Origin of the sequence: Catenulispora sp. GAS73 (assembly GCF_041262085.1) — a bacterium.
Lineage (GTDB): Bacteria > Actinomycetota > Actinomycetes > Streptomycetales > Catenulisporaceae > Catenulispora.
The window spans coordinates 84,623-107,615 of record NZ_JBGCCM010000040.1; the positions used below are offsets into that span (position 1 = coordinate 84,623).

General features: G+C 69.0%; 14 protein-coding genes and 1 pseudogene. 7 read left to right on the top strand and 8 right to left on the bottom strand.

Annotated elements, in window-relative coordinates; all coding sequences use genetic code 11:
* The first annotated feature begins 15 nt into the window (after positions 1 to 15).
* Complete coding sequence (locus tag ABH935_RS41930) at positions 16 to 702, top strand: SDR family NAD(P)-dependent oxidoreductase (RefSeq protein WP_370383562.1); 687 nt, start codon at positions 16 to 18, stop codon at positions 700 to 702.
* 310 nt (positions 703 to 1,012) lie between these two features.
* On the opposite strand, the gene ABH935_RS41935 is transcribed toward ABH935_RS41930, so the two are convergent.
* Positions 1,013 to 1,993 (bottom strand): zinc-binding dehydrogenase, encoded by a 981-nt coding sequence (locus ABH935_RS41935; protein ID WP_370383563.1) that lies wholly within the window; start codon positions 1,991 to 1,993, stop codon positions 1,013 to 1,015.
* A gap of 93 nt (positions 1,994 to 2,086) precedes the next feature.
* Here ABH935_RS41935 and ABH935_RS41940 point away from each other — a divergent pair, with 93 nt between their 5' ends.
* Entirely contained in the window at positions 2,087 to 2,722 is a 636-nt protein-coding gene (locus ABH935_RS41940) for a TetR/AcrR family transcriptional regulator (protein ID WP_370383564.1), read from the top strand.
* A gap of 112 nt (positions 2,723 to 2,834) precedes the next feature.
* The gene (locus tag ABH935_RS41945; RefSeq protein WP_370383565.1) at positions 2,835 to 4,139 is read left to right on the top strand and encodes a lipase family protein; all 1,305 of its coding nucleotides are present in this window, start codon (positions 2,835 to 2,837) and stop codon (positions 4,137 to 4,139) included.
* 455 nt (positions 4,140 to 4,594) lie between these two features.
* Here ABH935_RS41945 and ABH935_RS41950 read toward each other — a convergent pair whose 3' ends face one another.
* The 3 genes from ABH935_RS41950 to ABH935_RS41960 form a co-directional block, all read right to left on the bottom strand.
* Positions 4,595 to 5,809, bottom strand: coding sequence for an ROK family protein (locus tag ABH935_RS41950; RefSeq protein ID WP_370383575.1), 1,215 nt, complete (start codon positions 5,807 to 5,809; stop codon positions 4,595 to 4,597).
* Between the two features lie 111 nt (positions 5,810 to 5,920).
* Positions 5,921 to 9,997, bottom strand: coding sequence for a glycoside hydrolase family 3 C-terminal domain-containing protein (locus tag ABH935_RS41955; protein ID WP_370383566.1), 4,077 nt, complete (start codon positions 9,995 to 9,997; stop codon positions 5,921 to 5,923).
* A 96-nt stretch (positions 9,998 to 10,093) separates the two neighbouring features.
* Positions 10,094 to 12,265, bottom strand: a complete 2,172-nt coding sequence (locus ABH935_RS41960; RefSeq protein ID WP_370383567.1) for a glycoside hydrolase family 42 — start codon at positions 12,263 to 12,265, stop codon at positions 10,094 to 10,096.
* Positions 12,266 to 12,600: 335 nt separating this feature from the next.
* Here ABH935_RS41960 and ABH935_RS41965 point away from each other — a divergent pair, with 335 nt between their 5' ends.
* Entirely contained in the window at positions 12,601 to 16,059 is a 3,459-nt protein-coding gene (locus tag ABH935_RS41965; protein ID WP_370383568.1) for a hypothetical protein, read from the top strand.
* A 185-nt stretch (positions 16,060 to 16,244) separates the two neighbouring features.
* On the opposite strand, the pseudogene ABH935_RS41970 reads toward ABH935_RS41965, so the two are convergent.
* Positions 16,245 to 16,418 (bottom strand): annotated as a pseudogene (locus ABH935_RS41970) (YegP family protein); the annotation flags it as partial.
* 160 nt (positions 16,419 to 16,578) lie between these two features.
* Here ABH935_RS41970 and ABH935_RS41975 point away from each other — a divergent pair.
* Positions 16,579 to 17,151 carry a TetR/AcrR family transcriptional regulator C-terminal ligand-binding domain-containing protein gene (locus ABH935_RS41975; protein WP_370383569.1) on the top strand — a complete coding sequence of 191 codons (573 nt, stop codon included), beginning with the start codon at positions 16,579 to 16,581 and terminating at the stop codon, positions 17,149 to 17,151.
* A gap of 15 nt (positions 17,152 to 17,166) precedes the next feature.
* Here the strand turns inward: ABH935_RS41975 and ABH935_RS41980 are convergent, their stop codons facing one another.
* Complete coding sequence (locus ABH935_RS41980; protein WP_370383570.1) at positions 17,167 to 18,243, bottom strand: YihY/virulence factor BrkB family protein; 1,077 nt, start codon at positions 18,241 to 18,243, stop codon at positions 17,167 to 17,169.
* A gap of 18 nt (positions 18,244 to 18,261) precedes the next feature.
* Complete coding sequence (locus tag ABH935_RS41985) at positions 18,262 to 19,611, bottom strand: MFS transporter (RefSeq protein ID WP_370383571.1); 1,350 nt, start codon at positions 19,609 to 19,611, stop codon at positions 18,262 to 18,264.
* Positions 19,612 to 19,623: 12 nt separating this feature from the next.
* On the opposite strand from ABH935_RS41985, the gene ABH935_RS41990 reads away from it, so the two are divergent.
* Positions 19,624 to 20,946, top strand: a complete 1,323-nt coding sequence (locus tag ABH935_RS41990; protein ID WP_370383572.1) for a PLP-dependent aminotransferase family protein — start codon at positions 19,624 to 19,626, stop codon at positions 20,944 to 20,946.
* Here the strand turns inward: ABH935_RS41990 and ABH935_RS41995 are convergent.
* Entirely contained in the window at positions 20,891 to 21,790 is a 900-nt protein-coding gene (locus ABH935_RS41995) for an alpha/beta fold hydrolase (RefSeq protein ID WP_370383573.1), read from the bottom strand. The genes ABH935_RS41990 and ABH935_RS41995 overlap by 56 nt on opposite strands.
* A 113-nt stretch (positions 21,791 to 21,903) precedes the next feature.
* On the opposite strand from ABH935_RS41995, the gene ABH935_RS42000 reads away from it, so the two are divergent.
* Positions 21,904 to 22,848, top strand: coding sequence for a LysR family transcriptional regulator (locus tag ABH935_RS42000; protein ID WP_370383574.1), 945 nt, complete (start codon positions 21,904 to 21,906; stop codon positions 22,846 to 22,848).
* Positions 22,849 to 22,993: the final 145 nt, after the last annotated feature.

A 22,993-nucleotide genomic window follows, 5' to 3' on the forward strand; every position in this document is an offset into this window, starting at 1 on the left:
GGAAGAGGGTCAAGAATGGCGAACACCATAGTCATCGGCGGTACCGGCGGGCTCGGGCAGGTCATCGCCCAGCGTCTGGCTGATCGCGGGGACGATCTCGTCATCACCAGCCGGGACCTCGCGCGGGCCGAGGAGGCGGCGGGCAACGTCAAGGGCGTGGCCCGGGGGCTGGCCGTCGATCTGTCCGAGCCGGCGGGCATCGCGGAGGCGCTCGCCGGTGTCGAGGACGTGGACAACCTCGTCATCGCCGGCATCGAGCAGGCGCCGAACACACTGGCCTCGTTCGACGTCGAGGCCGCGGTGCGCGTGGTGACGATCAAGCTGGTCGGTTACGCCGAAGCGGTGCGGGTGCTGCGGCCGCGGTTCCGGCCCGGCGCGTCGGTGGTGCTGTTCGGCGGTGTGGCCAAGGACAAGCCGTATCCGGGCTCGACGATGGTGACGGTCATCAACCAGGGCGTGTCGGGACTGGCGAAGACGCTCGCGATCGAGATCGCGCCGCACCGCGTCAACGCCATCCACCCGGCCGTGGTGGGGGACAGCCCCAAGTGGCGCGACTACGAGAACCACCCGGCTGTGCCCCGGACGCCGATCGGCCGGCTGGTCACCATGGACGAGGTGGCCGGGGCGGTGGAGTTCCTGCTCACCAACACCGGGATCAACGGTCAGGACCTGGTCATCGACGGCGGGGTGCAGCTCACCTGATCGGGCGCTGATCGACTGCCCTGACCGGTCGGCGCTCACCAGAGAATCGCGCGGACGCCGTCGGCGAGTCCGGCCGCGTCCGCCACGCGCGGAGGGACAAGCATGAGCACGTCGCTGAGGATCGCCTCGTACGTTCGAGACGGCGCCGCCGGTCTCGGACCTTCCGGGACATGATCGAGGGGCGCTACGACGTCGCAGAGCTCGGACTCACCTACTTCCTGCGCACCTTCGACCCGGACGACCCGCGGTACCGAGCAGGGGCTGTCGGAGCGGTTGCTGACGTGCGCTGACATCTTCGTGCCCGAGCTGCTTACGGCGTGAGGACGACGCGGCCGAAGACCGAGCCGTCGTCCATCAGGCGGTGGGCGTCAGCAGCCTGATGCAGTCCCATCACCCGGTGGACGACGGGGTGCAGGCTTCCTTTTGCCGCCGCCTCGAACAGCTCGGCGCGGGTCTGGTTCCGCGTGTCGATCGGGACGGTGTCGAGGCTGAACGTCGCGAACGAGCGTGACAGCCGGAACGCTTGCAGGAGCCGCATCCCGAAGTCCGCCAGCGGCATGCCCGCCACGACGCCGACGAGGACCAGGCGGCCGTTGGGGTTGAGGCGGTCGATGAAGTCCGGGACGGCTTCGCCGCCGACGATGTCGATGATGACGTCGAAGGTGTCTGATTCGCTGTCGTCGGCTTCGCCGCTGCGGCTCCTGTTTCCGGCACGGTCGAGGACGAGCGTCGCGCCGAAGTCGCGCAGCCGTTGTCCGCGTTCGGCGTCGGAGGTGGTGACGGCGACGACGCTCGCGCCGCCGCGCGCGGCCAGTTCCACGGTCGCGATGCCGATGCTGCCCGCCGCACCGCGCACGAGCACTGATTCACCGGCGGTGAAGTGCGCGTGCGCCAGTGCGAAGTGGGCGACCGGGGCCGCGCTGCCGAGCGTCACGGCGTCGATGGAGGAGAGTCCGTCGGGGAGGGCGGTGATCCGGTTGAGGTCGGCCGTGGCCAGGTCGGCGTAGGCCCCGGCGGTCCCGGTGAACGCCCACACGCGGCGTCCGAGCCAGGCCGGATCGACGCCGTCGCCGACCGCCGTGACCGGGCCTGCGACTTCGCTGCCCGGGATCATGCCCTCGGTGAACCCGAAGGTGCCGAGGGTTCCGCGACGGATCACGGCGTCGACCCCGCCGACCCCGACCGCCTCGGGGGTGATCAGGACCTGGCCCGCCTTAAGGACCGGGTCCGGGACCTCGCGTACCGCCATCCCCGACGGGTCTCCGAACTTCTCGATCACGACCGCGCGCATCATCTCTCCTCTTGGTTGATCTGCCTTGAGCTGCTGATCAGCTACGATTCGAACGTAGTGGACGCCTGCGTCCACTTAGCGGAAGTGAGATCGATGAGCGAAGAAGTGACTCAGAAGCTCCGCGCCGACGCGCAGGAGAACCGCGACCGGATCGTGGAGGCCGCTCGCGCGCTGTTCTCCGAGCGCGGTCTCGAAGCCTCGATGCGCGAAGTCGCGCGGGCCGCCGGGGTGGGGCCGGCGACGCTGTACCGGCGGTTTCCGACCAAGCAGGCGCTCATCGACGGGGTGTTCGCGGACGAGCTGCGGGCCTGTCGGCAGATCGTGGTGGACGGATGCGCCGACCCGGATCCGTGGCGCGGGTTCGCGTGGGTGATCGAGCACCTAACCGTGCTGAACGCGCAGAACAAGGGATTCGTCGACGCCTTCATGTGGGCCAACCCCGAGGCGCCGGTGTTCGCCCGGCATCGTGCTTCGCTGCTGCGCGAGCTCGAAAAGCTCGCCGCGCGGGCCAAGCGTGCGGGGCGGCTGCGGCACGACTTCGTTCTCGATGACTTCGTGCTCATCCTGCAGGCCGGCCGGGGACTTTCGGCGACCCGCCCCGCTGATCGGACGCTGGCGGCCCGCCGGTTCGCCGCGCTCGCGCTGGATTCGCTGAGGGAGAGCGAGACAAACGGGGCGTTGCCACGGAAGCCTTCGCTCGTCGCGGAAGCCATCCGCGTCCCTCGGTGACTGTTAGCGATCACTCGGATGCTCTGAGCTCTTGACGGGACCGACGCGGGTCGCGAGGATCGCGGATATCAGAGCTCTGTGATGAGCTGTCGATCTCCGGAGGGGACCAGCCATGGCCAACGACTTCGTGCCGCGTGAACCCGAGATCGAGTTCTACATCGAGACCGAGAAGGACGTGACCGGCAGCGCCGGCGACCTGATCCGGCACGAGCCGATCGAGCCGGGGGAGTACGCCTTCGTCGCCGGCGCGGGCGCGATGTACCGGGTGCTGTACCAGTCGACGAGCGGCACGAAGGCGCGCTTCGGGCAGCCGATCGCGGTGTCGGGGCTGATCGCCTTCCCCGACGGCCGCGCGCCGGTCGGCGGCTGGCCGGTGGTGAGCTGGGCGCACGGCACGGTCGGGAGCGCCGACAAGTGCGCGCCGTCGATGGACGCCTACGTCGGAGCGGAGCCCGGCGACGAGGGCCCGGGCCTGCTCCGCAAGATCAACCGGGCACCGCACCGGCTGTTGAGCGGGCTGATGGCGGCCGGCTGGGCCGTGGCGATGACCGACTACGAGGGGCTGGGCACCCGCGGCAACCACCCCTACCTGCTCGGCGAGTCCGAGGGGCGCGGCGTGCTCGACATCGTCGAGGCCGCCCGGCAGCTGGCGGTGCAGACCGACCGGCCACCGCTGTCGGAGCGCTACGCGATCGTCGGCCACTCCCAGGGCGGCCAAGCCGCGCTGTTCGCGGCGCACCTGGCGACCCGGAGTACGGACCCTTACCCGACGCACGGCACCCTCGCCGGCGTCGCCGCACTCGCACCGGCCTCCAACCTGAAGGGGACGCTGAACCCGTTCGACGACCCCGGCCTGCTGCTCGCGTACCGGCACCCGGAACCCGTCGGCGACCTGGGCGGCTTCTACGTGCTGTTCAGCAACGGAGTCTTCGGCGGCGACCCGGACATCGACGCCACCGAGATCTTCCAGCCCGACGCCCTGGCCAAGTACCGCGAGGACTTCGACACCAAGTCCCGCGCGGAGCTGAGCCTGGACACGTTCTGGACGGAGCGGGCCCCGGTGGACGCCGACGAACCGGAGAACGGGATCTTCCGCTCACCGACGCTGGACCCGTTCAGCCCGCGCGCCAAGGCGTGGAACGCGTACTGGAAGCAGATCGACGGCTTCGACCCGGCCCGCCAGATCGGGGTTCCGATCCGCATCTCGCAGGCGCTCGGCGACGAGCGGGTCAAGGCGGACAAGACGCGCCGCCTGATCGCCGACCTCCGCGGCATCAACGGCGAGGACTCGGTCGCAGAGCTCTACTACGGCGTCCTGGCCGGACGCCCGGACCCCGCATCGCTGGGGGAGCACTTCGCCCTGCTGGTCGATGACAGCGAGATTCAGGCGGTGGCCGACTGGCTTGATGAGTTGTAGGGGCTGGCGCTGACGCAACGGCTGCGCTGAGGCAAGAAGCGTGGTGCACGGCGGACGGGGCTCGGGCTGGCGCGCGCTGGCAACCGGCGGCGGCTGATCGGCGGCCGGGGCCGGCGTTGAGGTAACGCGCCTGGTGTTCGTCGGCGGGCGGGCTCGGGCGGGAGCGCTGGCGATCGGCGGCGCGGGGTACCTCGGCGCGCTGGTGACTGGTCGACGGCCTGGTCAGCGTTGTGGTGAGAGCAGCGGTGCTGTTCGGCGAGCGCTGCTCGGGCCGGAGCGTTGGCGATCGGCGGCGCCGGATACCGCAGTGCGGTCGTGCGATGCTGCCTTCGCGTGCGGCTGATCGGCGGCCTGGGTCAGCGTTGCGGTCAGGGCAGCGGTGCTGTTCGGCGGGCGGGCTCGGGCCGGAACTTCGGCAAGTGCTGGCTGGCGGTGCGGCGGATCGGCCCCCGAACTCACACCGCCACATCCCCCGTCTCCGCCCCGCTCATCACCGCCAGCGTCTGCGGCGCCCGCGCCAGCACCCGCGCCGCCGCGCCGCGGGCCTCGGCGCCGGAGCCGAGGCGGCCAGCTACTACCGTGACCTGGCTCGCCGCCGACGGCAGGGCGTAGCGGGCGATGCCGCGGCGGATGGGTTCGAACAGGGGCTCGCCGATGGTGGCGAGGTCGCCGCCGACTACGATCAGGCGCGGGTTCATCAGCGTCACCAGGGATGCCAGGGCTCGGCCCACTGCTTCGCCGGTGTCCTCCACGACGCGGGCGGTGCCCGGGGTGCGGGTTGCGAGGAGCGCGGGGAGGTCGGCGGGGGACACCGGTTCGCCCCAGCTGTCTTGGAGCAGGCGTGCCACGGCCACGGGGCTGGCGATGGTTTCCAGGCAGCCTCGGTTGCCGCAGCGGCAGACCAGGCCGTCGTGGACGGCGGGCAGGTGCCCGATCTCGCCGGCCAGGCCGCCGGCGCCGAGTTGGAGGCGGCCGGCGGAGATGACGCCGGCGCCGATGCCGGCGGACAGGCGGATGTAGACCATGTCCGCGCTGTCGCGGCCGGCGCCGTACATGTGCTCGGCCAGGGCGCCGGCGTTCGCGTCGTTCGTGATCTCGGTGGGCAGGCCGGTGCGGCGTTCGAGTTCGGGGCCGGGGCGGATGCCGGTCCAGCCGGGCATGATGCCCTCCGCCGACAGCGCGCCGACGGCGTCCACCGGGGCGGCGATGCCGGCGCCGAGGCCCAGGACCCGCTCGCGCGGGACGCCGTACTCGGTCATCGCGCGCTGGACCAGGTCGGCGGCGAGGTCGAGCGTCTCGTGCGGCGCGCGGTCGACCTCCTTGGCCTCGACCGTCTCCCACAGCGGCGTGCCGTGTACGTCGCACAGCGCGACGCGCACATGTGCGTGCCCGATGTCCGCGCCGATCGCGTACGCGACCGAGCGGCTGAGCGCCAACGGCAGTGCCGGGCGCCCCATCGAGCGGTTCTCCGGCTCGGCGGCGCCGTTCCCGCCGTTCTCCTCCACCACCAGCCCGGCCGCGATCAGGTCCGCGACCAGCACGGACACCGTCGCGCGGGACAGCCCGGTGAGCCGGACCAGCTCGGGCCGACTGGTCGTGGCGCTGGCGAGCAGGACCTGGAGGACCCGCAGGCGGCCCTCTTCTCGCAGATTCGGCGGCGTGGCGACGATGCTCTCCTCGGCTAGTTCCTGTTGTCTCGTATATTACGGCCGCAAACCCGAAGGCTCGTGGGGTCTGCGCAGCGCAGACCCCACGAGCCCCGGAATGCTACGGACCCTGTCTCAGTCGTTGATGAGGTCGAACTCCTCCCACGGCCCGATGGCCGTCCGGTTCGCGATCAGTGGCGCCGCACCGGCGTTGTCGGCCGTCACGATGTCGTTGTTGGCGTGGGACCGGAAGCTGACGCTGCCATCGGAGTTCTTGATCAGATCGAACTCCTCCCACGGCCCGATAGCCGTGCGATTGGCGATCAGCGGCGCCGCGCCGGCGTTGTCGGCCGTCACGATGTCGTTGTTGGCATGGGACCGGAAACTGACGCTCCCATCCGCGTTGTGGATCAGATCGAAGGACTCCCACGGCCCGACCGCCGTCCGGTTCGCGATCAGCGGCGAAGCGCCGGCGTTGTCCGCCGTCACGATGTCGTTGTTCGCGTGAGCCCGCAGGCTGATCACCGAACTCGCCGTATTGCCGGACACTCCCACGTAGAAGAGGTGCATCGACACCGAACTGCGTGCGGCACCCGCACTGACATTCGGCAGCACCACAGCCTGCACCGTCTTGCCCGCCTGCAACGGAATGGCCGCGTAGTACAGGTTCACAGCCTGCGTGATCTTCCCGCCGGTGCCGTTGATGTACGTCGGGCTGGCGATGATGTCAGTACCCTGAGCCGCCGTCTTGGACCACCAGTCCGCGAACCCCAGGCTGTAGTTCTGCGTGCTCCCGTCGGTGTAGATGACGGTCCCGCTCCCCGAGGACGCCCCGTACGTCGAAGTGCCGACCACCGACAGCGTCGTACCCGACCCGGACACCGGCACCGTCTGCCCGGAAGCCACGACGTCGTCGTTCGTCCCTACCGCGACGTTCGGCCAGCTGATGGTCGCGCCGTCGTGCGTCAGCGTCGCCCCGGGCGTGATCCCGGCGGCAGCGGACAGCGCCTGCGAGGAATAGCTCGTCCCGCCGCCGTCCAGGTTGCCGTTCGCCGTGCTCGCGTCATCGGTGATGCCGACGTTGTCGAACGCGGCGTTCAACGACGAGTAGGCGATGTTCATCGTCCCGGAGTCGGTGTACGGACCGCTGCCGTTCAACGTGGCCTGCGCCGACACCGCGTACGGCCCGGCAGCCGCGCCGGACGCCGCGGTCACCTTCCACGTCGTCTGCACCGACTGCCCACCGCCGACACTGGCGAACGTCGCCGGAGTCGTGGCCTGCGCGGTCCATCCCGACGGAACGCTCAGCGCCACGGCTACATTCGCTTCTGCGGCGGTGCCCCCGTTGACGAACGTCGTCGTCGCCGTACCGCTCCCGCCGGCTGTGATCAGCGCCGGCGCCGCGAGCTTCAGCGTGTGCCGCACCACGATCGGCGCGGTGCCGGTGACGCCGTTGACCGTCACGCTGATCAGCGCCGTGCCGTCGCCGACCGCGTGGACCTGGCCGGAGCTGGTCACGGTGGCCACCGTCGGGTCGCTGCTGCTGTAGCTGACCGAGGCGTTGGCAAGGTTGACGAACGACTGGTCGTTGTTCACGGCCTCGACCACGTTGTCCGCGGTCACGCTCATGTCCCGGCCCTGCGGCTGCGACCCCACGCCGGTGGTGTCGTCCTTGATCCACTGGTTCTTGCCGGTCAGGTCGACGGTCGAGCCGGCGTCGTAGACGACGCTCTCCGGCTGCACGGTCACGTACTGCACCTTCGGCGTGATCGCGCCGGACACCGCGACGTTCACCGTCGAGCGGATGTCGGAGGAACTGGCACCGACCTGGAGGCTGTACGTGCCGTCGTAGACCACTGACTTCATCGTCGTCGCGCTCCACAGTGACAGATCACTGATCTTCACCGGGATGGTGATCTGCTGGGAGGCACCGGGGTTCAGGACGTTCGTCTTGTGGAAGCCCACGAGCCTCTTGCTCGGCAGCTGCACACCGGAGACCGTGAACTGCGTCCCGGCGTACAACTGCGCCACGGTCGCTCCCGCGCTGCTCCCGGAGTTGGTCACGGTGAACGAGACGTTGACCGTGCCGTCGGCGTTCGGGCCGGCGTTGTCGACGGTCGCGGCGGAGTAGCTGAAGTTCGAGTAGCTCAGGCCGTAGCCGAAGGGATACGTCGGCGTACCGGTGAAGTACTGGTAGGTTCGGCCCAGCCCGCTGGTGTCGCCGGGGGTGAGCCCGTAGTTGCTCATCGCAGGGAGCTGCGAATCATCGGCGTACCAGGTGAAGTTCAGGTGCCCGCTCGGATTCTGCTTGCCGAGCAACACGTCGGCCAGTGCGGTGCCCTGGCTCTCGCCGTTGTAGCCGCTGAACAGGACCGCCGGCACGCTGCCCTGGACGTCGCTGATCTTCACCGGGCCGTCCGACTGGACGACCAGCGCGGTCTTCGGGTTGCCCAGCGCCGTGGTCTGCGTGATCAGGGAGTCGTAGTTGCCCGGCATGTTCAAGGTGGTGCGGTCGTTGCCCTCCTGCGCGTTGTTCTGGTTGGTGCCGACGAACAGCAGGACCAGGTCCGCGTTCTTGATCGCGGTCTGTGTCGCGCTGCTGAGCGTCGCCGCGCCGGTCGCGGTGCTGGAGGTGCCGGCGGCGTCGAACAGGATGTTCGCGTTCGGATTCGCCGCCTTGATCGCCGCGGTCAGCCCCTGCACAGCGTTCACCTGAAGCGTCGGCGCCCCGGAGTAGTCGCCGAGGGTCACGGCGTTCGCCATGTCGCCGAGGATGACGACGTTGTTCAGCTTGCCGGCATTGGCCGGCAGCAGCGGTGCGCTGGTCCCCGAGACGTTGCCGTTCTTGAGCAGCACCAGCGAATTGTCGGCGACGGTGGTCGCCAGCGCCTGGTGCGCCGGGCTCTGGATCTGCGCCTTGGTGATGCTGGTGTAAGGGACCTGCGACGCCGGGTCGAACTCGCCGGTCTCCATGCGGATCGTGAACAGCTTGGTCAGGTCGGCGTCGATGACGCCCTCGGACAGGATCCCGGTGCTGATCGCGGCCTGGATGTTCTGCAGCGAGAACTCGTCGCCGCCGCAGTTGACCTGCGTGCCGGCGCGCAGCGAGTACGCCTCGCCGCCGGCCGCGCCGGAGATCTTCGCGCCGGTGGAGGTGTTGGTCCAGATCGCGTTCGTGTCGCCGCCGTCCGTGGTCCAGCCCGGCGGGGCCCAGGCGTGGCCGGCGGGGAAGTTGCGGTACGCCGTGCCAACGGCGCCGCAGTCGGAGGTGACGTAGCCGTTGAAGCCGTACGTGCGCTGCGCGAGCTGGTTCGCCGTGTAGGTGTCGGCGACCGAGGGCGTGCCGTTGATCGCGTTGTAGGAGGTCATCAGACCTGCGACATGCGAGTTCTCGATCAGGCTTGCGAACTGCTTGGTGTAGTAGTCGCGCAGATCGGTGTCGCTGACGTTGGAGGAGATACCAGTCCGGTTCTGCTCCACGTTGTTCAGTGCGTAGTGCTTGGCGGTCGCGGCGGCCTTGAGATAGCCGTTCAGCGACTGGCCCGTGATGGAGTTGCCCTGGAAGCCGTTCACGAACGCCCCGGCCATCTGCCCGACCAGGTACGGGTCCTCACCGAACGCCTCGTCCGTGCGGCCCCAGCGCGGGTCCCGGTCCAGGTTGACCGTCGGGGCCCAGAACGTCAGCGAGCCGTAGTCGCTCGCCGAGGGGCCGAGGTTGTTCTGGCCCGTGCCGAACAGCGACTTGTCCACCAGGCCGCGGGCCTCGTCCGAGACCGCCGTCGTCTCCTGGTAGACCAGGGCCGGATCCCAGGACATCGAGGACGCGAAGTTGGTCGGGAAGCTGGTCGCGACCGGCGGGTTGCCGGCGGCGCTGCCGCTGTTCTGGTCGGCGCCGAGGTAGTTGATGCCGTGCTGGGCCTCGGCTTGGTACGTGTACTGCTGGACGCCCAGGCGCGGGATCGCCGGGGCGCTGGTGGTGTTCAGCTGCGCGGCCTTCTCGGCCAGCGTCATCCGCGAGACCAGGTCCGCGGCGCGGGCCTGGAAGGGATAGCTGGTGTTCAGGTAGATCGGCGTGCTGCTGGCCGCGGGTGTGGGGGCGGCCGCGACACTGGTCACTGACGCCGCGAGGGCACAGATTTGGCCGACGGCACAGACCAGGACGAGGGCCGATCCCGCGGCCAGCAGCTTGCGGTGGGGGGTGGTACGTCTCATCGACTCGACTCCGGGCTCGGTGGCTGGGGTTGGAGCGGGGACAGAAGGACGGTGCTGACGGTGCTGTGTGCTGTGTGCTGTGTGGGGGTTCGGATCTCAGTCGTGGATGAGGTCGAACTCCTCCCACGGCCCGATGGCGGTGCGGTTGGCGATCAGCGGGCTGGAACCGGCGTTCTCGGCGGTGACGATGTCGCCGTTGGCGTGTGCCCGGAAGCTGACGCTGCCGTCGGAGTTGTGGATGAGGTCGAATTCCTCCCACGGCCCGATCGCGGTGCGGTTCGCGATCAGCGACGACGCGCCGGCGTTCTCGGCGGTGACGATGTCGCCGTTGGCGTGTGCCCGGAAACTGACGCTCCCGTCGGAGTTGTTGATCAGGTCGAACTGCTCCCAGGTGCCGATCGCGGTGCGGTTGGCTATCAGCGGCGCCGCACCGGCGTTGTCGGCGGTGACGATGTCGTTGTTCGCGTGCGCTCGCAGGCTGATCACCGGCGTGCCGCCGCTGCCGCCGCACGCCGAGGGAACCGGGGTCCCGGCGGGAGCGGCCCCGGCCACGATGTTCCACTGCACGAGTTGCGCGGCCTGAATACTCGGGGCTGTACAGATCCCGCCGGTGACGGCGGCCTGCGGCACCACGTTCCCGGCGGCGTCGACGACGTGATAGCTCCCGGCCGTCATGCCGAGGCCTGCGATATCGAATGTCAGCGCAGCGTTGTAGGCGGTTCCGGAGGTGATGTCCGCGAGCGTCACCGTCGCGCTGGTGCCGGTCGTGGCGACGTCCGGTACGACTTGCAGCACGCCGTTGTTGGCGAGGGCCGCGTAGGCCGGGGCGTACGAAGCGAGCTGCGATCCGTTGCTCAGCACCGTTCCGCCCGCGGACTGGTAGGCGCTCAAGTTCGCGTCGGTGCCGTTCATCGGCAGCACCGCCTTGTACGACGACAGCTTCACGGTCCCGTTGTCGACCTCCTGGCTGGTGACGACCGCGAACCCGGCCTGGTAGCCGTTCCAGAGGTTCGTGATCGCGTCTTCCATGCTTCCCACGGCACCGCCGGAGGTGTTGCCGTAGGCCTGGGAGAAGTCCATGTAGACGGCCACCGGCTGCTGCGGGTAGGAGCCGGTGATGGTCGGCAGCGTCGGCAGCCACGAGGTGTAGATCGGCCAGCCGACGACGTCCTTCTGCGTCCCGTCGTGGATGAAGAAGTCCTCGCCGCCGCCTTCCGGCAGCCCCATCCCGTAGTTGGACAGCCACTGCACCGCCTGCGCAGCCAGCTGCGTGCTGTCGCTCGGCGCCGTCCACTCCTGCGCCAGCGGGACGCCGTAGGCGCGGGCCAGGCTACCGAAGGTCAGCGTGAGGCCGGGGGACTGCGCGGCGTCCACGATCACCGTGGCCGAGTACTGCTTGGCCAGGGTGAAGAAGATGTCGGGGATGTTCGCGTAGTTGACGGCGTTCCCGAAGTGCCCGCCGAAGTAGTAGTAGAGCGGCGTCGAGGCGGTGACCGCACGGACCGCGGCGGTGAGCCGGCCGTAGGTGTCCTGCACGCTCCAAGCGCGGAAGGCCTGGTAGACGCCCCACAGCGACTGGCCGATGGCTGCGGCCGGGACTGCACTGAAGGAAGCGTAAGAGGTCTGATACTTGGTGTTGAACGCCGCCACGGTGCCGTAGGTGTTCGGCAGGTAGGTGTTGTGGAACTCGTTGATGTCGGCCGGGGCCCAGCCCGAGGCGCCGCCGTTGATGTCCCACTGCGCGTCGAGGAAACCGTAGTCGAGGATGCTGCCGCCGTAGCCGGCGTTCCCGGCGATGTGCGCGACCGTCTTGGTGACGTAGTCGAAGTAGGCGGGCTGGTTGGCCGGATCCCACCAGACCGGGGCCGGGCTGCTCGCGCCGGTGCTGTCGACCTCTCGGCCGTTGACCCAGGGTGCGGGACTGCCGCCCCAACCGGAGTACCAGAAGATCGGTATGAGCTTTATCCCGGCGGCTGAGGCGTTCGCCAGCTCCTGATCGAGCTCCGTGAAGTTGAAGCTGCCCTGCGACGGCTCGACCGTGCCCCACGGCATGTCGATCTCCGCGGTGGTGAGGCCTTTCGCCTTCAACGCCGCGAAGGAGGCTTGGGACCAGGCCGTGCCGTTGTTGTCGAACTGGAGCTGGGTGGCCCACATCGGGCTCGGTGCCGCTGCGGCTTGGGTGGTGGCAGGGGCGGCGGAGGCGGTGCCGAGCCAGGCTGTCGCAGCTGTCGCGCAGGCTGCCAGGAAGGCCAGAGCCTTGAATCTCATGATGGATACATCCGATGACTGGGCTCAGGCGCTGGCAACCAGACAATCTGCGGCGGAACGCCTGTGCGGGACGCATGACTTATGCGTAACACTAAAACAACATCAGGGTTCTTCTGGCAACAGCTCCGAGAGTAAAGACTAAGTATGGATCTAGTGCATGCTCGCGGCGGCTCTCACGCGCCGTTGCCGCACGACGCTGCGGCAACCTTTGGATCAGTACCCGAAAATACTGTCGCAGCATGTCGCAAGAAGTTGCGCAACATCCCAGACACCTAGACGCCGTCCGGATCGTGCGCTACAACACCTCCGATGTCTGTCGCATCCAGGGAGCGCTCGTGTCCAGTCGAAATCCCCATACTCGCCTCTCCATCGTCGCCGCGGCCGTGATGATCGCCGTGCCGTCCGTCATCGCGGGCGGCCTCGCCCCACCGGCCCTCGCGGCCACGACCACCACCGCGTGGCAGAACGGCGCGTTCCAGCTGAACACCGGCGGGGTCGTGTCGCGGTCCGACGTCGTGCTCGGGCAGCCCAACAACGCGGCCACGCAGTCGCTGCCGTTGGGCAACGGCTCGCTCGGGGTCGCCGAGTGGGCCGCGAACGGGTTCACCGCACAGCTCAACCGCAGCGACACCATGCCGAACCGGCTGTCGCCGGGGCAGGTGAACATCCCCGGGCTCACCGCGATGACCTCCGCTTCGAACTTCACCGGATCGCTCGACCTCTACAACGGGGTGCTGAACGAGTCCGGGGGCGGGATGACGCTCCAGGCGTGGGTGCCGGCGGGCAAGGACGAACTGGTCGTCAACGTGACCGGCGCCAATCCAGGCGCGCGGCAGACCGCCACGCTGAGCCTGTGGAGCGGACGGACGCCGTCCACGGCCGCCTCCGGCGCGGTCGGCAGCCTGGCGCAGACGTGGGTCGACAACTCGCAGACCGGGAGTTCCGGGCAGACCTTCGGGGCGATGGCCGCGGTCACCGCCGGCGGGCAGAACGTGTCCGCGTCCGTGGTGAACTCCACGCAGGTGCAGGTGAGCTTCAATCCCAACTCCGACGGGTCGTACCGGATCGTCGTCGCCTCACCGCAGTGGACCGGCGGTGATCCGACGAGTGCCGCGAACAACGTCATCGGCGGCGACACCACGGCCAGTACTTCCTCGTTGCTCGCCACGCAGTCGTCGTGGTGGAACAACTACTGGGCCAACAGCGGTCTGATCGAGATGAACTCCTCGGACGGCACGGCGCAGTACATGGAGAACCTGCGCACGCTGTACCTCTACTTCGAGGCCGCGACGATGCACGCCGGCACCTATCCCGGCAGCCAGGCCGGCGTCGCGGACCTGTTCAACTTCTCGCAGGACAAACAGGACTGGTACCCGGCCGGGTACTGGCTGTGGAACCTGCGCGGGCAGATCGCGGCGAACCTCAGCTCCGGCAACTTCGCCCTCAACACGCCGATCTTCGACATGTATCTCAATGATCTGCCGAACATCGAGTCCTGGACGAGCGCTCAGATGGGAGGCAAGCCCGGAGCCTGTGTGCCGGAAACCATGCGGTTCAACGGCAACGGCTTCTACAACGGCGGCAACAACACGCAGAACGCCTCCTGCGCGCAGGCATCCAGCCCGAGCTACAACGCGCTGACGCTGACCAGCGGCGCGGAGATCGCGCTGTGGGTCTGGCAGCAGTATCAGGACACTGGGAACGCGGCCTTCCTGCAGAAGTACTACCCGATCCTGAAGCAGACCGCGACGTTCCTGCTGAACTACCAGAGCGTCGGCTCGGACAACTTCCTGCACGCCACCGCGAACGCGCACGAGACTCAGTGGGCTGTCACAGACCCGACGACGGACATAGCCGCCAGCCAGGCGTTGTTCTCCGCGACGGTGAAGGCCGCCACTCAGCTGAACTCCGACCCGACGCTGGTCTCGCAGCTGAACACCGCGCTCGGGCAGATCGAGCCGTACGCCCGGACGGACTCGGGCAAGACCCAGCTGCTGAACCCGCAGCCGACCTCGGCGTCGGCCGCGGCGAACGTCGACGCGCAGGGCACTGACATCATCGCCGACTCCTACCAGCCGTCGGCCAAGCCGCAGAACGGCGAGAACATCGGCCTGGAGCCGGTCTGGCCCTACGGCCTGATCGGCGACAACACGGTCGTCAACGGTGACAACCTGACCGCCCTGGCGCAGCGTACGTATACCGACCGGGTCAACAAGACGAATCCGGACTGGAACTTCGACGCGGTCCAGGCGGCTCGGCTCGGGCTGGGCGGCGAGGTCGCCTCGGATCTGAACGCGGTGACGCAGGGGTATCAGGCCTATATCAGCGGCCTGGCGAACCTGTTCAACGGCAACACCGGCGACGAGCCGTACATCGAGCAGTCCTCGACCGTGGCCACGGCCGTCGACGAGGCGCTGGTGCAGGACTACGACGGGACGCTGCGGTTCGCTCCGGCGTGGCCTTCGGGCTGGGACGCGTCCGGCACGGTGGCGGTGCAGGGCGGGACGCGGGTCGACGTGCAGGTCGAGGGCGGGACGCTGGCCACGGCCGCGATCCAGGCCGGCAGCACGCAGACGATGACCGTGCGCAATCCGTGGCCGGGCCAGCAGGCCGAGGTGGTGAACGGTTCGAGCGGGGCCGTCGTGGTGGCGGCGACGACGAACGGGACGCTGAGCGTGCCGGTGACGGCCGGTTCGACGTACCTGGTCGAGCGGCCCTCGGCGTTGACGACGTCGCTGCCGTTCGCTCAGGTGACCGGGACGAAGGCGACCGCGGCGCGGCATCTGGGCAAGGTTCAGATCGGGCTGGACCCGGCCGTGTCGTTCCCGAATCTGGCCGCGTCGTTCAACAACGTCGGGATCACGGCGGACAACAACACGGCAGCGGGGAACTTCGACGGCAACGGGGCCAGCTTCTCCGAGACCGCGCTGACCAATGCCGGTGCGGGGCCGGGGGGTTCGGTGACGTCGTCGGGGGTGACGTTCACGTTCCCGAACGTGGCGGCGGGGGTCAACGACAACACGGTCGCTGAAGGGCAGACCATTTCGTTGTCGGGGTCGGGCGCGCTGGGGTTCCTGGTGTCCGCCGACTACGGGCCGGCCACCGGGTCCGGGACGATCACGTACACGGATGGCAGTACCCAGAGTTACAGCCTGACGGTGCCGGACTGGTTCTCCACGACGCCGCCGAGCGGTGGTGCGCTGGCGGTGAGTTCGGCGTACCAGAACCGGCAGGGGAACACGACGTACAGCGGGTCCGGGAACATCTTCTCCGTGCCGGTGACGCTGACCGCTGGGAAGTCGGTGGCTTCGGTGACGTTGCCCGGCGGCGGGGGACTGAGCGCGGGGACTCCGGCGATCCACGTGTTCGCGCTGGCCGCGTCGGGGGCTGGGAGCGGCGGGTCGGCGATCAGCCTTCGGGCGCATGCGAACGGGGACATCGTGACGGCGGACAACGCCGGGGCGTCGCCGCTGATCGCGAATCGGACGGCTGTGGGGCCGTGGGAGACGTTCGATCTCATCAACAATGCCGATGGGAGTGTCAGTCTGCGTGCTCATGCCAACGGGGACATTGTGACGGCGGACAACGCGGGGGCGTCGCCGCTGATTGCGAACCGGACGGCGATCGGGCCGTGGGAGGAGTTCGATCTGATCAACAACTCCGACGGCAGCGTCAGCTTCCGGGCACACGCCAACAACGACATCGTGACGGCCGACAACGCCGGTGCGGCGCCGCTGATCGCCAATCGGACGGCCATCGGAGGGTGGGAGTCGTTCGACCTCATTCACGACTGAGGTAGACACACGCGCTGAAGCCCGCCTGGAGCTTGGTGATCGGCTCCGGGCGGGCTTCACTCGAACATGCGAGCACAGCGAGGGCTTCAGCCCGCCGCTGCTTACGGCTTCGGACTCATGCTGCCCTGACCTGCGCTCATGCTGGGCTTCCCAGCCTCCATGCCGGGCTTCGGCGTGCTGTCCGTCAGGTCGACCAGCGCGGCGGCCTCGGCGTTGGAGCGGATCGACTCGATGCCGTGCAGCGCGCTGGTCTTCGACTCGTAGGCCTCGCCGACGGCGATGATCTCGCCGTTGCCCGCCTTGAGGCGGAAGCGGAACTTCCCGGCCTTGTCCTTGTAGATCTCGAACTTCCCGGGCATGTCGCGGGTCCTCTCTGCCGTGCTTCGTCGCGGTCCCGACCACGGTCGGTCGCGGCGGCGCGATCCGCCATCGGGCCTGCGCCGTTCGTGGCGTCACCCGCCCCGGATGCGAGCCGACAGGCTCGCCACGTATAACGTTGCGGTAGCATATCGGAATATAATGAGCTCCCCGCAAACGAAGGCCGGCCGCCCCCGCAACCCGGCCCTGGACCAGGCGATCCTGAAGGCCGCGGCCGACCAGCTCGGCGAACTCGGCTACGCCCGCATGTCCCTGGAAGCGGTGGCAGCCGCCGCCGGCACCACCGTCCCCAGCCTCCGCCGCCGCTTCCGCAACAAAGCAGACCTGGTCGCAGTAGTGATCGGCGCCCTCCGCGTCGAGGACCCACCGACCGAGGCACCAACCCCCCGCGCCCACGCCCTCGCGATCCTGGAGAACTTCCACGGCAACCTGCGCGCCATGCCGGCGATGGCCATCCTCGGCTCGCTGCTGGCGGAGGAGGCACGCCACCCGGAGCTGCTGGAGCTGTTCAAGACGCGCATCGTCGAGCCCCGACGCGAGCTGCTGCGCGCGGCGCTGGCAGCGGGGGAGGGGGAGCTCGGAGAGTCGGCCGATCTTGATGCGCTTACCAGCATGCTGATCGGCGCGTTCTACGCGCGGTACGTCACGGTCGACGGGATTCCGGACGACTGGCCGGAGCGGGTGTTGGGCGCGGTGTGGCCGGGGTCAGGGTGAGCACCGCTGAGTGCGTCAGGACTCGTCGCTCCTGACGGCCGGCTCGCGGCTCTGCCCCCGTGCCAACTCGGCGTTGAACTCCAACCCGAGCAGGATGGCCAGGTTCGACAGCCACAGCCACAGCAGGAACACGATCACGCCGGCGACGGCGCCGTAGGTCTTGTTGTAGGAGGCGAAGTTCGCGATGTAGGTGGCGAAGCCGCTGGACAGGATCAGCCACAGCACCACCGCCAGTGTGCTGCCCGGCGAGATCCAGCGGAAGCCGCCGCTGTGCGCGTCGGGGGCGGCCCAGAACAGCAGCACGATCATGCCGGCCACCAGCAGTACCAGGACCGGCCACTTCAGGATCGACCAGACCGTCACGGCCGTGTGGCTCAGGCCGAAGAGGTTGGCGGTCTTCCCGGCCAGCGGGCCGGTGAACACCACGATGATCACGCTGATCATGGAGGCGAGCATCATCAGCATCGTGAGACCTATTCGCAGCGGCAGGACCTTCCAGATCGGCCGCTTCTCGCGGACGCCGCCGTAGATCACGGTTGATGCGCGAATGAAGGCCCCCACGTAGCCCGACGCCGACCACATCGCGCCGGCGATACCGGCCAGGGCCAGGGTCCCGCCCGTGCCACTGGTGGACCGTACCTGCTGGATGGCGGTGCGCAGGACGTTGCGCACCGAGCCCGGGGCGAGCTTCTGGACGTTCTCCAGGACCGTGTTGACCTCCGAGGTGCCGAGGAGGCCGAGGATGGAGATGGCCAGCAGCAGAGTCGGGAACACCGCGAGGAAGCCGTAGTACGTCAGCGCGGCGGCCCGGTCCAGGAGCTCGTCGTCGCGGCACTCCAGCGCGGTGCGCTTGGCCACTTCCAACCAATGCCGTACGGACCTCGACGCGGGCTGGTCGGAGCCCAGCTCGACGGACTTCGCGGCAATGGCCGCTTTAGGAGCCTTGGCAGGCTTCGTCGACTTGGCAGGCGTCGCCGCCTCCGCAGGCTTCACCGCCTTCGAAGCCGCCTTCGAAGTCGCCTCTGTGGCCTTCGAATCCGCCTTCGCCGCAGCGATGCGCTTGTCGAGGCGGCTTTCGGTTTTCCGTCGCATCCACAGCTTGTATCCGTTTCAGCGGAGGTGACGCAAGCGGGTCCCGGCCGCAGGAACAACCGCGAGCATCAGCGCGCCGGTCATGACGAACGCGGCGGGGTATCCGGTGTGGCTGACGACGAGTCCGAACGCGGCCGGCCCGGCTCCGTATCCGACGTCATAGGCCAGATTCCACAGGGCGCTGGCGGCACCGACGCCGGATGTCGACGCGCCCTCGATCAGGAGGGCGAAGGTCGCGTTCTGGACGATCCCGAAGCCGGCGCCGAACACGCTCATGCCGGCGATCACAGCGATCGGAGAGGTGGGCCAGAGCAGTGCGGCCATCGCCAACGAGGTGATCGCGAGCGCCGGCGCCAGCAGGCGTGCATGTCCGTTCCGGTCACCGGAACGTCCGGCCCACCAGCGGCCGAGGGCAGCGGTCACAGCCTGCGCGAGCAGGCCCGCGGCGGCCAGGTTCTTGGATATCCCGCCTGCGAGCGGAAGGAAGGAGACGACGACACCGGCGCCCACGGTGCTGGCGGCGAAGATGAGCCCCAGGCGCAGCTGTGCCCTCTGCCGAAGGATGTCCGACAGGGTCTGCTGCCCGGAGGCGGTGTGTCGCCGCGACGCTGACGACTTCCAACGCTGCTCGGTCGCGTCGGACAACCACGGAAACACCACCAGCGGAACCAGCCCGGTGACAGCCGTGGCGACGATCACGACCGAACTGCCGAAGTGTCCGGCGAACCAGAGCCCCATCGGCAGCGCCACGACAGCCGGCACGGTGGCCATCATTCCGAAGAGCCCGAATCCCTCTCCCCGCCGCTCCGGCGGCACCAGCTCCGCGGCCATCGCGCCCGCGACGACCGTGCTGAGCCCGAACCCGAATCCACGAACAGAGCTGACAGCGATGATGATTCCCAGAGTGCTGCCGGAGTGGAGAGCGAGCGTCGGGAGTCCCATGAGCACGGCTCCGACGGCAAGCACAGTCCGGTTCGCGAAATGCCTCATCACCGCGGATGAGACGAGTTCCGCCGCCACGGTACCCGCCAGCAGCGAGCCGTTGACGAGTCCGGCCCCGGCGCTCCCGGCGCCGGCGGCCGCGGCAAGCAGCGGTGTCACCGAGAGCAGCAGATAGAAGCTCGACAATGTGCAGAACTGGGAAAGGAAAACAAGAACCAGAGGTCGGCTTATGATCCGAGTCTGGAGAGCAGTGAGTTCTGCATTCCGTTCGGGTGCTGTGCGCATCTGCGTGCTCATATTGTTCACGGTAGATCGCGAGTTACCGCGGTGGTAAGGTCCAATCTTGTGGCAATCCAGTGGTCCGGTTTGAGCCCAGAAATCTTGGTCCGGTTGGATCGGGGCAGCGGACAGCCGCTGCGGTCGCAACTGGAGACGGCCTTGCGCGAGGCGATCCGGAGCAACCGGCTGCCCGCCGGCGAACGCCTGCCGTCGTCGCGGGAACTGGCCCGCGAGCTGGGGGTCTCCCGCGGGCTCGTGCAGAACTGCTACAACCAGCTCCTCTCGGAGGGGTATCTGACCAGCCGGACGGGTTCAGCCACCAGAGTCGCGGAACGCGCGTTTCCGACGGCGCCGCCGGAGCCAGTGCCGCCTCCGGTGACCTCACGGCTCCTCGCAGATCTGCGGGCCGGAGTACCCGATTTGGCGAGTTTTCCGCGCGGCGATTGGGTCTGGGCCGTCCGTGAAGTGTGCGGCAGTATGGCGAATGCCGATCTGAATTACGGAGACCCGCGCGGGCATATCAAACTCCGCCAAGTGCTCGCCGGCTATTCCGGTAGAGTGCGCGCGGCGGCGGCTGCCCCCGAGCAGCTGATCGTCACCACCGGATTCGCGCAGGGCGTCAATCTCGTGGCGCGGGCATTGGTTCAGGCCGGCGTTCGCTGTGTCGCCTTCGAAGACCCCGGCTACGGAAATGTCGAGAACAGCGAAACCGTGCGGGCCGCTGCCGAGTCGGGCTTGCGGATCGTCCACGTGCCCGTCGACGACCTGGGCATCGATGTGGCGGCGCTGGCGGCCACCGACGCGCAAGCCGTGCTCGTCACGCCGGCGCACCAGTCGCCGACGGGCGTCGTGCTCGCGCCCCGGCGGCGTCAGGCTCTGGTCGACTGGGCGGTCCGCAACGACGCCTTCATCGTCGAGGACGACTACGACTCGGAGTTCCGCTACGACCGCGAGCCCATCGGTGTCCTGCAAGGCCTGGCACCCGACCGCGTCTTCACGCTCGGCACGGTGAGCAAGGCGCTGGCGCCGGCGGTTCGGCTCGGCTGGGTGCTGACGCCGGCCTCGCAGACCGAGGCGGTCGCCGAGCAGAAGCACATCAGCGACCGGGGCTCGTCCACCTTGAACCAGTTGGCGCTGGCGGCTTTGCTGGAATCCGGCCGCTACGACCGCCACCTCCGTCGGATGCGTACGATCTACGCCGGCCGCCGCACGGCGCTGATCGCGGCGCTGGAGCGGCACGCGCCGCACGTCAAGCTGACCGGTCTGGCCGCGGGCTTCCACGCCGTCGCCCACCTTCCGGAGCACGCGGACGAGCGGGCCGTGGCCGCGGCCGCCCGCGAGCGGCGGGTCGGCTTGTATCCGCTGGGGGATTACCGCGCTGCCGCCGAGCCCGCGCCGCCCCGACTGGTGCTGGGATTCGGCAACGTCAGTGAGCGGGCGATCGAGAGTGGGATCGCCGCCGTGGCCGATCTGTTGGCGTGATCGGGTCCGGGGTGAAGAAGGCGCCGACTTCGTCGAGGAAGGCCTCGGGCTGCTCGATCCAGGGGTAGTGCCCTGAGTCCAGGACGACGGCCCGGCCGTGGGGGAAGAGGTCGGCCACGGCCAGGACCGGCTTGAGGCCCAACAGCGCGTCCGAACCGCCTGCCACCACGAGCACCGGGCTCGTCAGGGCACGCAACACGGGCAGCAGATCGGCTTCCAGCGGCACGGCGAAGAAGGCTTCCAGCGCCTCCAGATTCCACGTGCCGAGCTGTTCGTGCGCCTGGGCGCGCGCGTCCCAGCGGGCCCAGGTCATGGGAGCGAGTCCAGGATGGAGCGCACGACGCTGCGCCATCGTGGTGGCGTTCGCCTCCTCGGCCAGGGCGGCCTCGAACTCGGCGAACCACGGTTCGCCCCGGCGGGCGGCGATGAGCTCAGCGCTGTCGGAAGGCGTGTCGACCAGCCAGCCCGGTGGCGGGGTGACCAGGCACAGCCGGCCCGCCCGGGCCGGGTGGAGCGCGGCGAACGCCAGCGCGACGCGGGTGCCGGCCGAGTGGCCGAGCACGTCGAGCCGTTCCAGGCCCAGATGGACGCGCAGCGCTTCCAGGTCCTCGCCGAGCCGGTGCCACGCGGCGGTGGCTGGATCCGCAGGGTTCTGCGATCGTCCCACGCCGCGCTGGTGCAGCAGGGCCAGCGGGCGCACGGAATCCAGTCCGGCGAGGTCGCCGAGATACTCCGGATGCCGCGCCGCGCCGCCGGCGTGGACCGCGATCGGGGGTCCGTCGAGGTCGGCGCCGAGCAGGTCGTAGTGCAGCTCGGTGCCGTCGTGAGAAGTGAAGGAGGGCATGTCGGCAAGGCTAGGTCGGGGCCGGACATGCGACCAGCGACGATCCTGCAGTGCCGGCATGCATAATCTGCATGGTGGAGCCGAGTTAGTGGAGCCGAGTTGGTGGAGCTGACATGGTGGAGCTGACACTGTCGGGGCTGCGCGTCCTGCGCGAAGTGGCCGCACGAGGATCGTTCACCGCCGCTGCCGAGGCGATGGGCTACACCCAGTCGTCGATCTCCCGGCAGATCGCGGCTTTGGAGGCGGCGGCCGGCGGGCGGCTTTTCGAGCGTGAGACCCGGGGCGTACGCCTCACCGAGGCCGGGCGCGTCCTGCTGCGCCACGGCGCGAAGGTCCTGGAGCAGGTCGAGGCGGCGGATCACGAGCTGACGGCGCTGCGTGAGCTTTCCACGGGCACCCTCACGGTCGGCGGTTTCCCGACCGCGCTGGCCGCGCTGTTGCCGCGCGCCCTGGCAGCCTTCGGGGATCGGCACCCCGGCGTCGCGATCGCGCTGCGGGAGGGGACCACACCGGCTCAGCTGCGGATGCTGCGAGCCGGGACAACGGATCTGGCCGTCGTCGCCCCTTCTGCGGACGAGCCCGAAGACCCCCGTCTGGTCCTCGATCCGCTGCTGCGGGACCCCCTGCTGCTCGCGGTCAGCCGCGAGCATCCGCTTGCCGCGGCCCGCGAAGTCGACGTGGACGACCTCGCGACGCACCAGTGGATCATCGGCAAGGACGAGGCCGGCGACCCACAGCTGGAGCTGTGGCGCCGAGTCGCGTGGCAGCCGCGGACCCGGTTCGTGGTGAAGGACTGGACGGCGAAACTCGCCCTGGTCGCATCAGGCCTCGGCGTCGCGCTCGTCCCAGGTCTGGCAGCACCCTGGATCCGAGACGACGTGGCGCTGATCGCGATCCGCACGCCCGACCGGGTGCCGGTGACCCGCGACGTCGTCACGGCCATGCGCACAGGGGCGCGCGAACTGCCCCACGTGCGGGTGATGGTCGATCTACTGCATTACATGGCCGCAGAGTTGGCACGCGAGGTGGAAGCACGGCTTCAGGACCGTTGGTTGTGACCGATCGGGTCAAAGGAGGCGCCCTTGCTTGATGTGTGGGTGTGGGTGGTTGGGGTGTGGTGGGTGCGGTTTGTTGGTGGGTTTTAGGAGCTTTTTACGGCTTCGCACGGGTTTAAGAAGGATCCGCTGGGTGGCGCAGTTCGGT

What these genes read in the sequence shown, in the direction of transcription:
- ABH935_RS41930 (WP_370383562.1), top strand. Translation starts at nt 16, where the DNA reads ATGGCGAACACCATAGTCATCGGCGGTACCGGCGGGCTCGGGCAGGTC.
- ABH935_RS41935 (WP_370383563.1), bottom strand. Translation starts at nt 1,993, where the DNA reads ATGCGCGCGGTCGTGATCGAGAAGTTCGGAGACCCGTCGGGGATGGCG.
- ABH935_RS41940 (WP_370383564.1), top strand. Translation starts at nt 2,087, where the DNA reads ATGAGCGAAGAAGTGACTCAGAAGCTCCGCGCCGACGCGCAGGAGAAC.
- ABH935_RS41945 (WP_370383565.1), top strand. Translation starts at nt 2,835, where the DNA reads ATGGCCAACGACTTCGTGCCGCGTGAACCCGAGATCGAGTTCTACATC.
- ABH935_RS41955 (WP_370383566.1), bottom strand. Translation starts at nt 9,997, where the DNA reads ATGAGACGTACCACCCCCCACCGCAAGCTGCTGGCCGCGGGATCGGCC.
- ABH935_RS41960 (WP_370383567.1), bottom strand. Translation starts at nt 12,265, where the DNA reads ATGAGATTCAAGGCTCTGGCCTTCCTGGCAGCCTGCGCGACAGCTGCG.
- ABH935_RS41975 (WP_370383569.1), top strand. Translation starts at nt 16,579, where the DNA reads ATGAGCTCCCCGCAAACGAAGGCCGGCCGCCCCCGCAACCCGGCCCTG.
- ABH935_RS41980 (WP_370383570.1), bottom strand. Translation starts at nt 18,243, where the DNA reads ATGCGACGGAAAACCGAAAGCCGCCTCGACAAGCGCATCGCTGCGGCG.
- ABH935_RS41995 (WP_370383573.1), bottom strand. Translation starts at nt 21,790, where the DNA reads ATGCCCTCCTTCACTTCTCACGACGGCACCGAGCTGCACTACGACCTG.
- ABH935_RS42000 (WP_370383574.1), top strand. Translation starts at nt 21,904, where the DNA reads ATGGTGGAGCTGACACTGTCGGGGCTGCGCGTCCTGCGCGAAGTGGCC.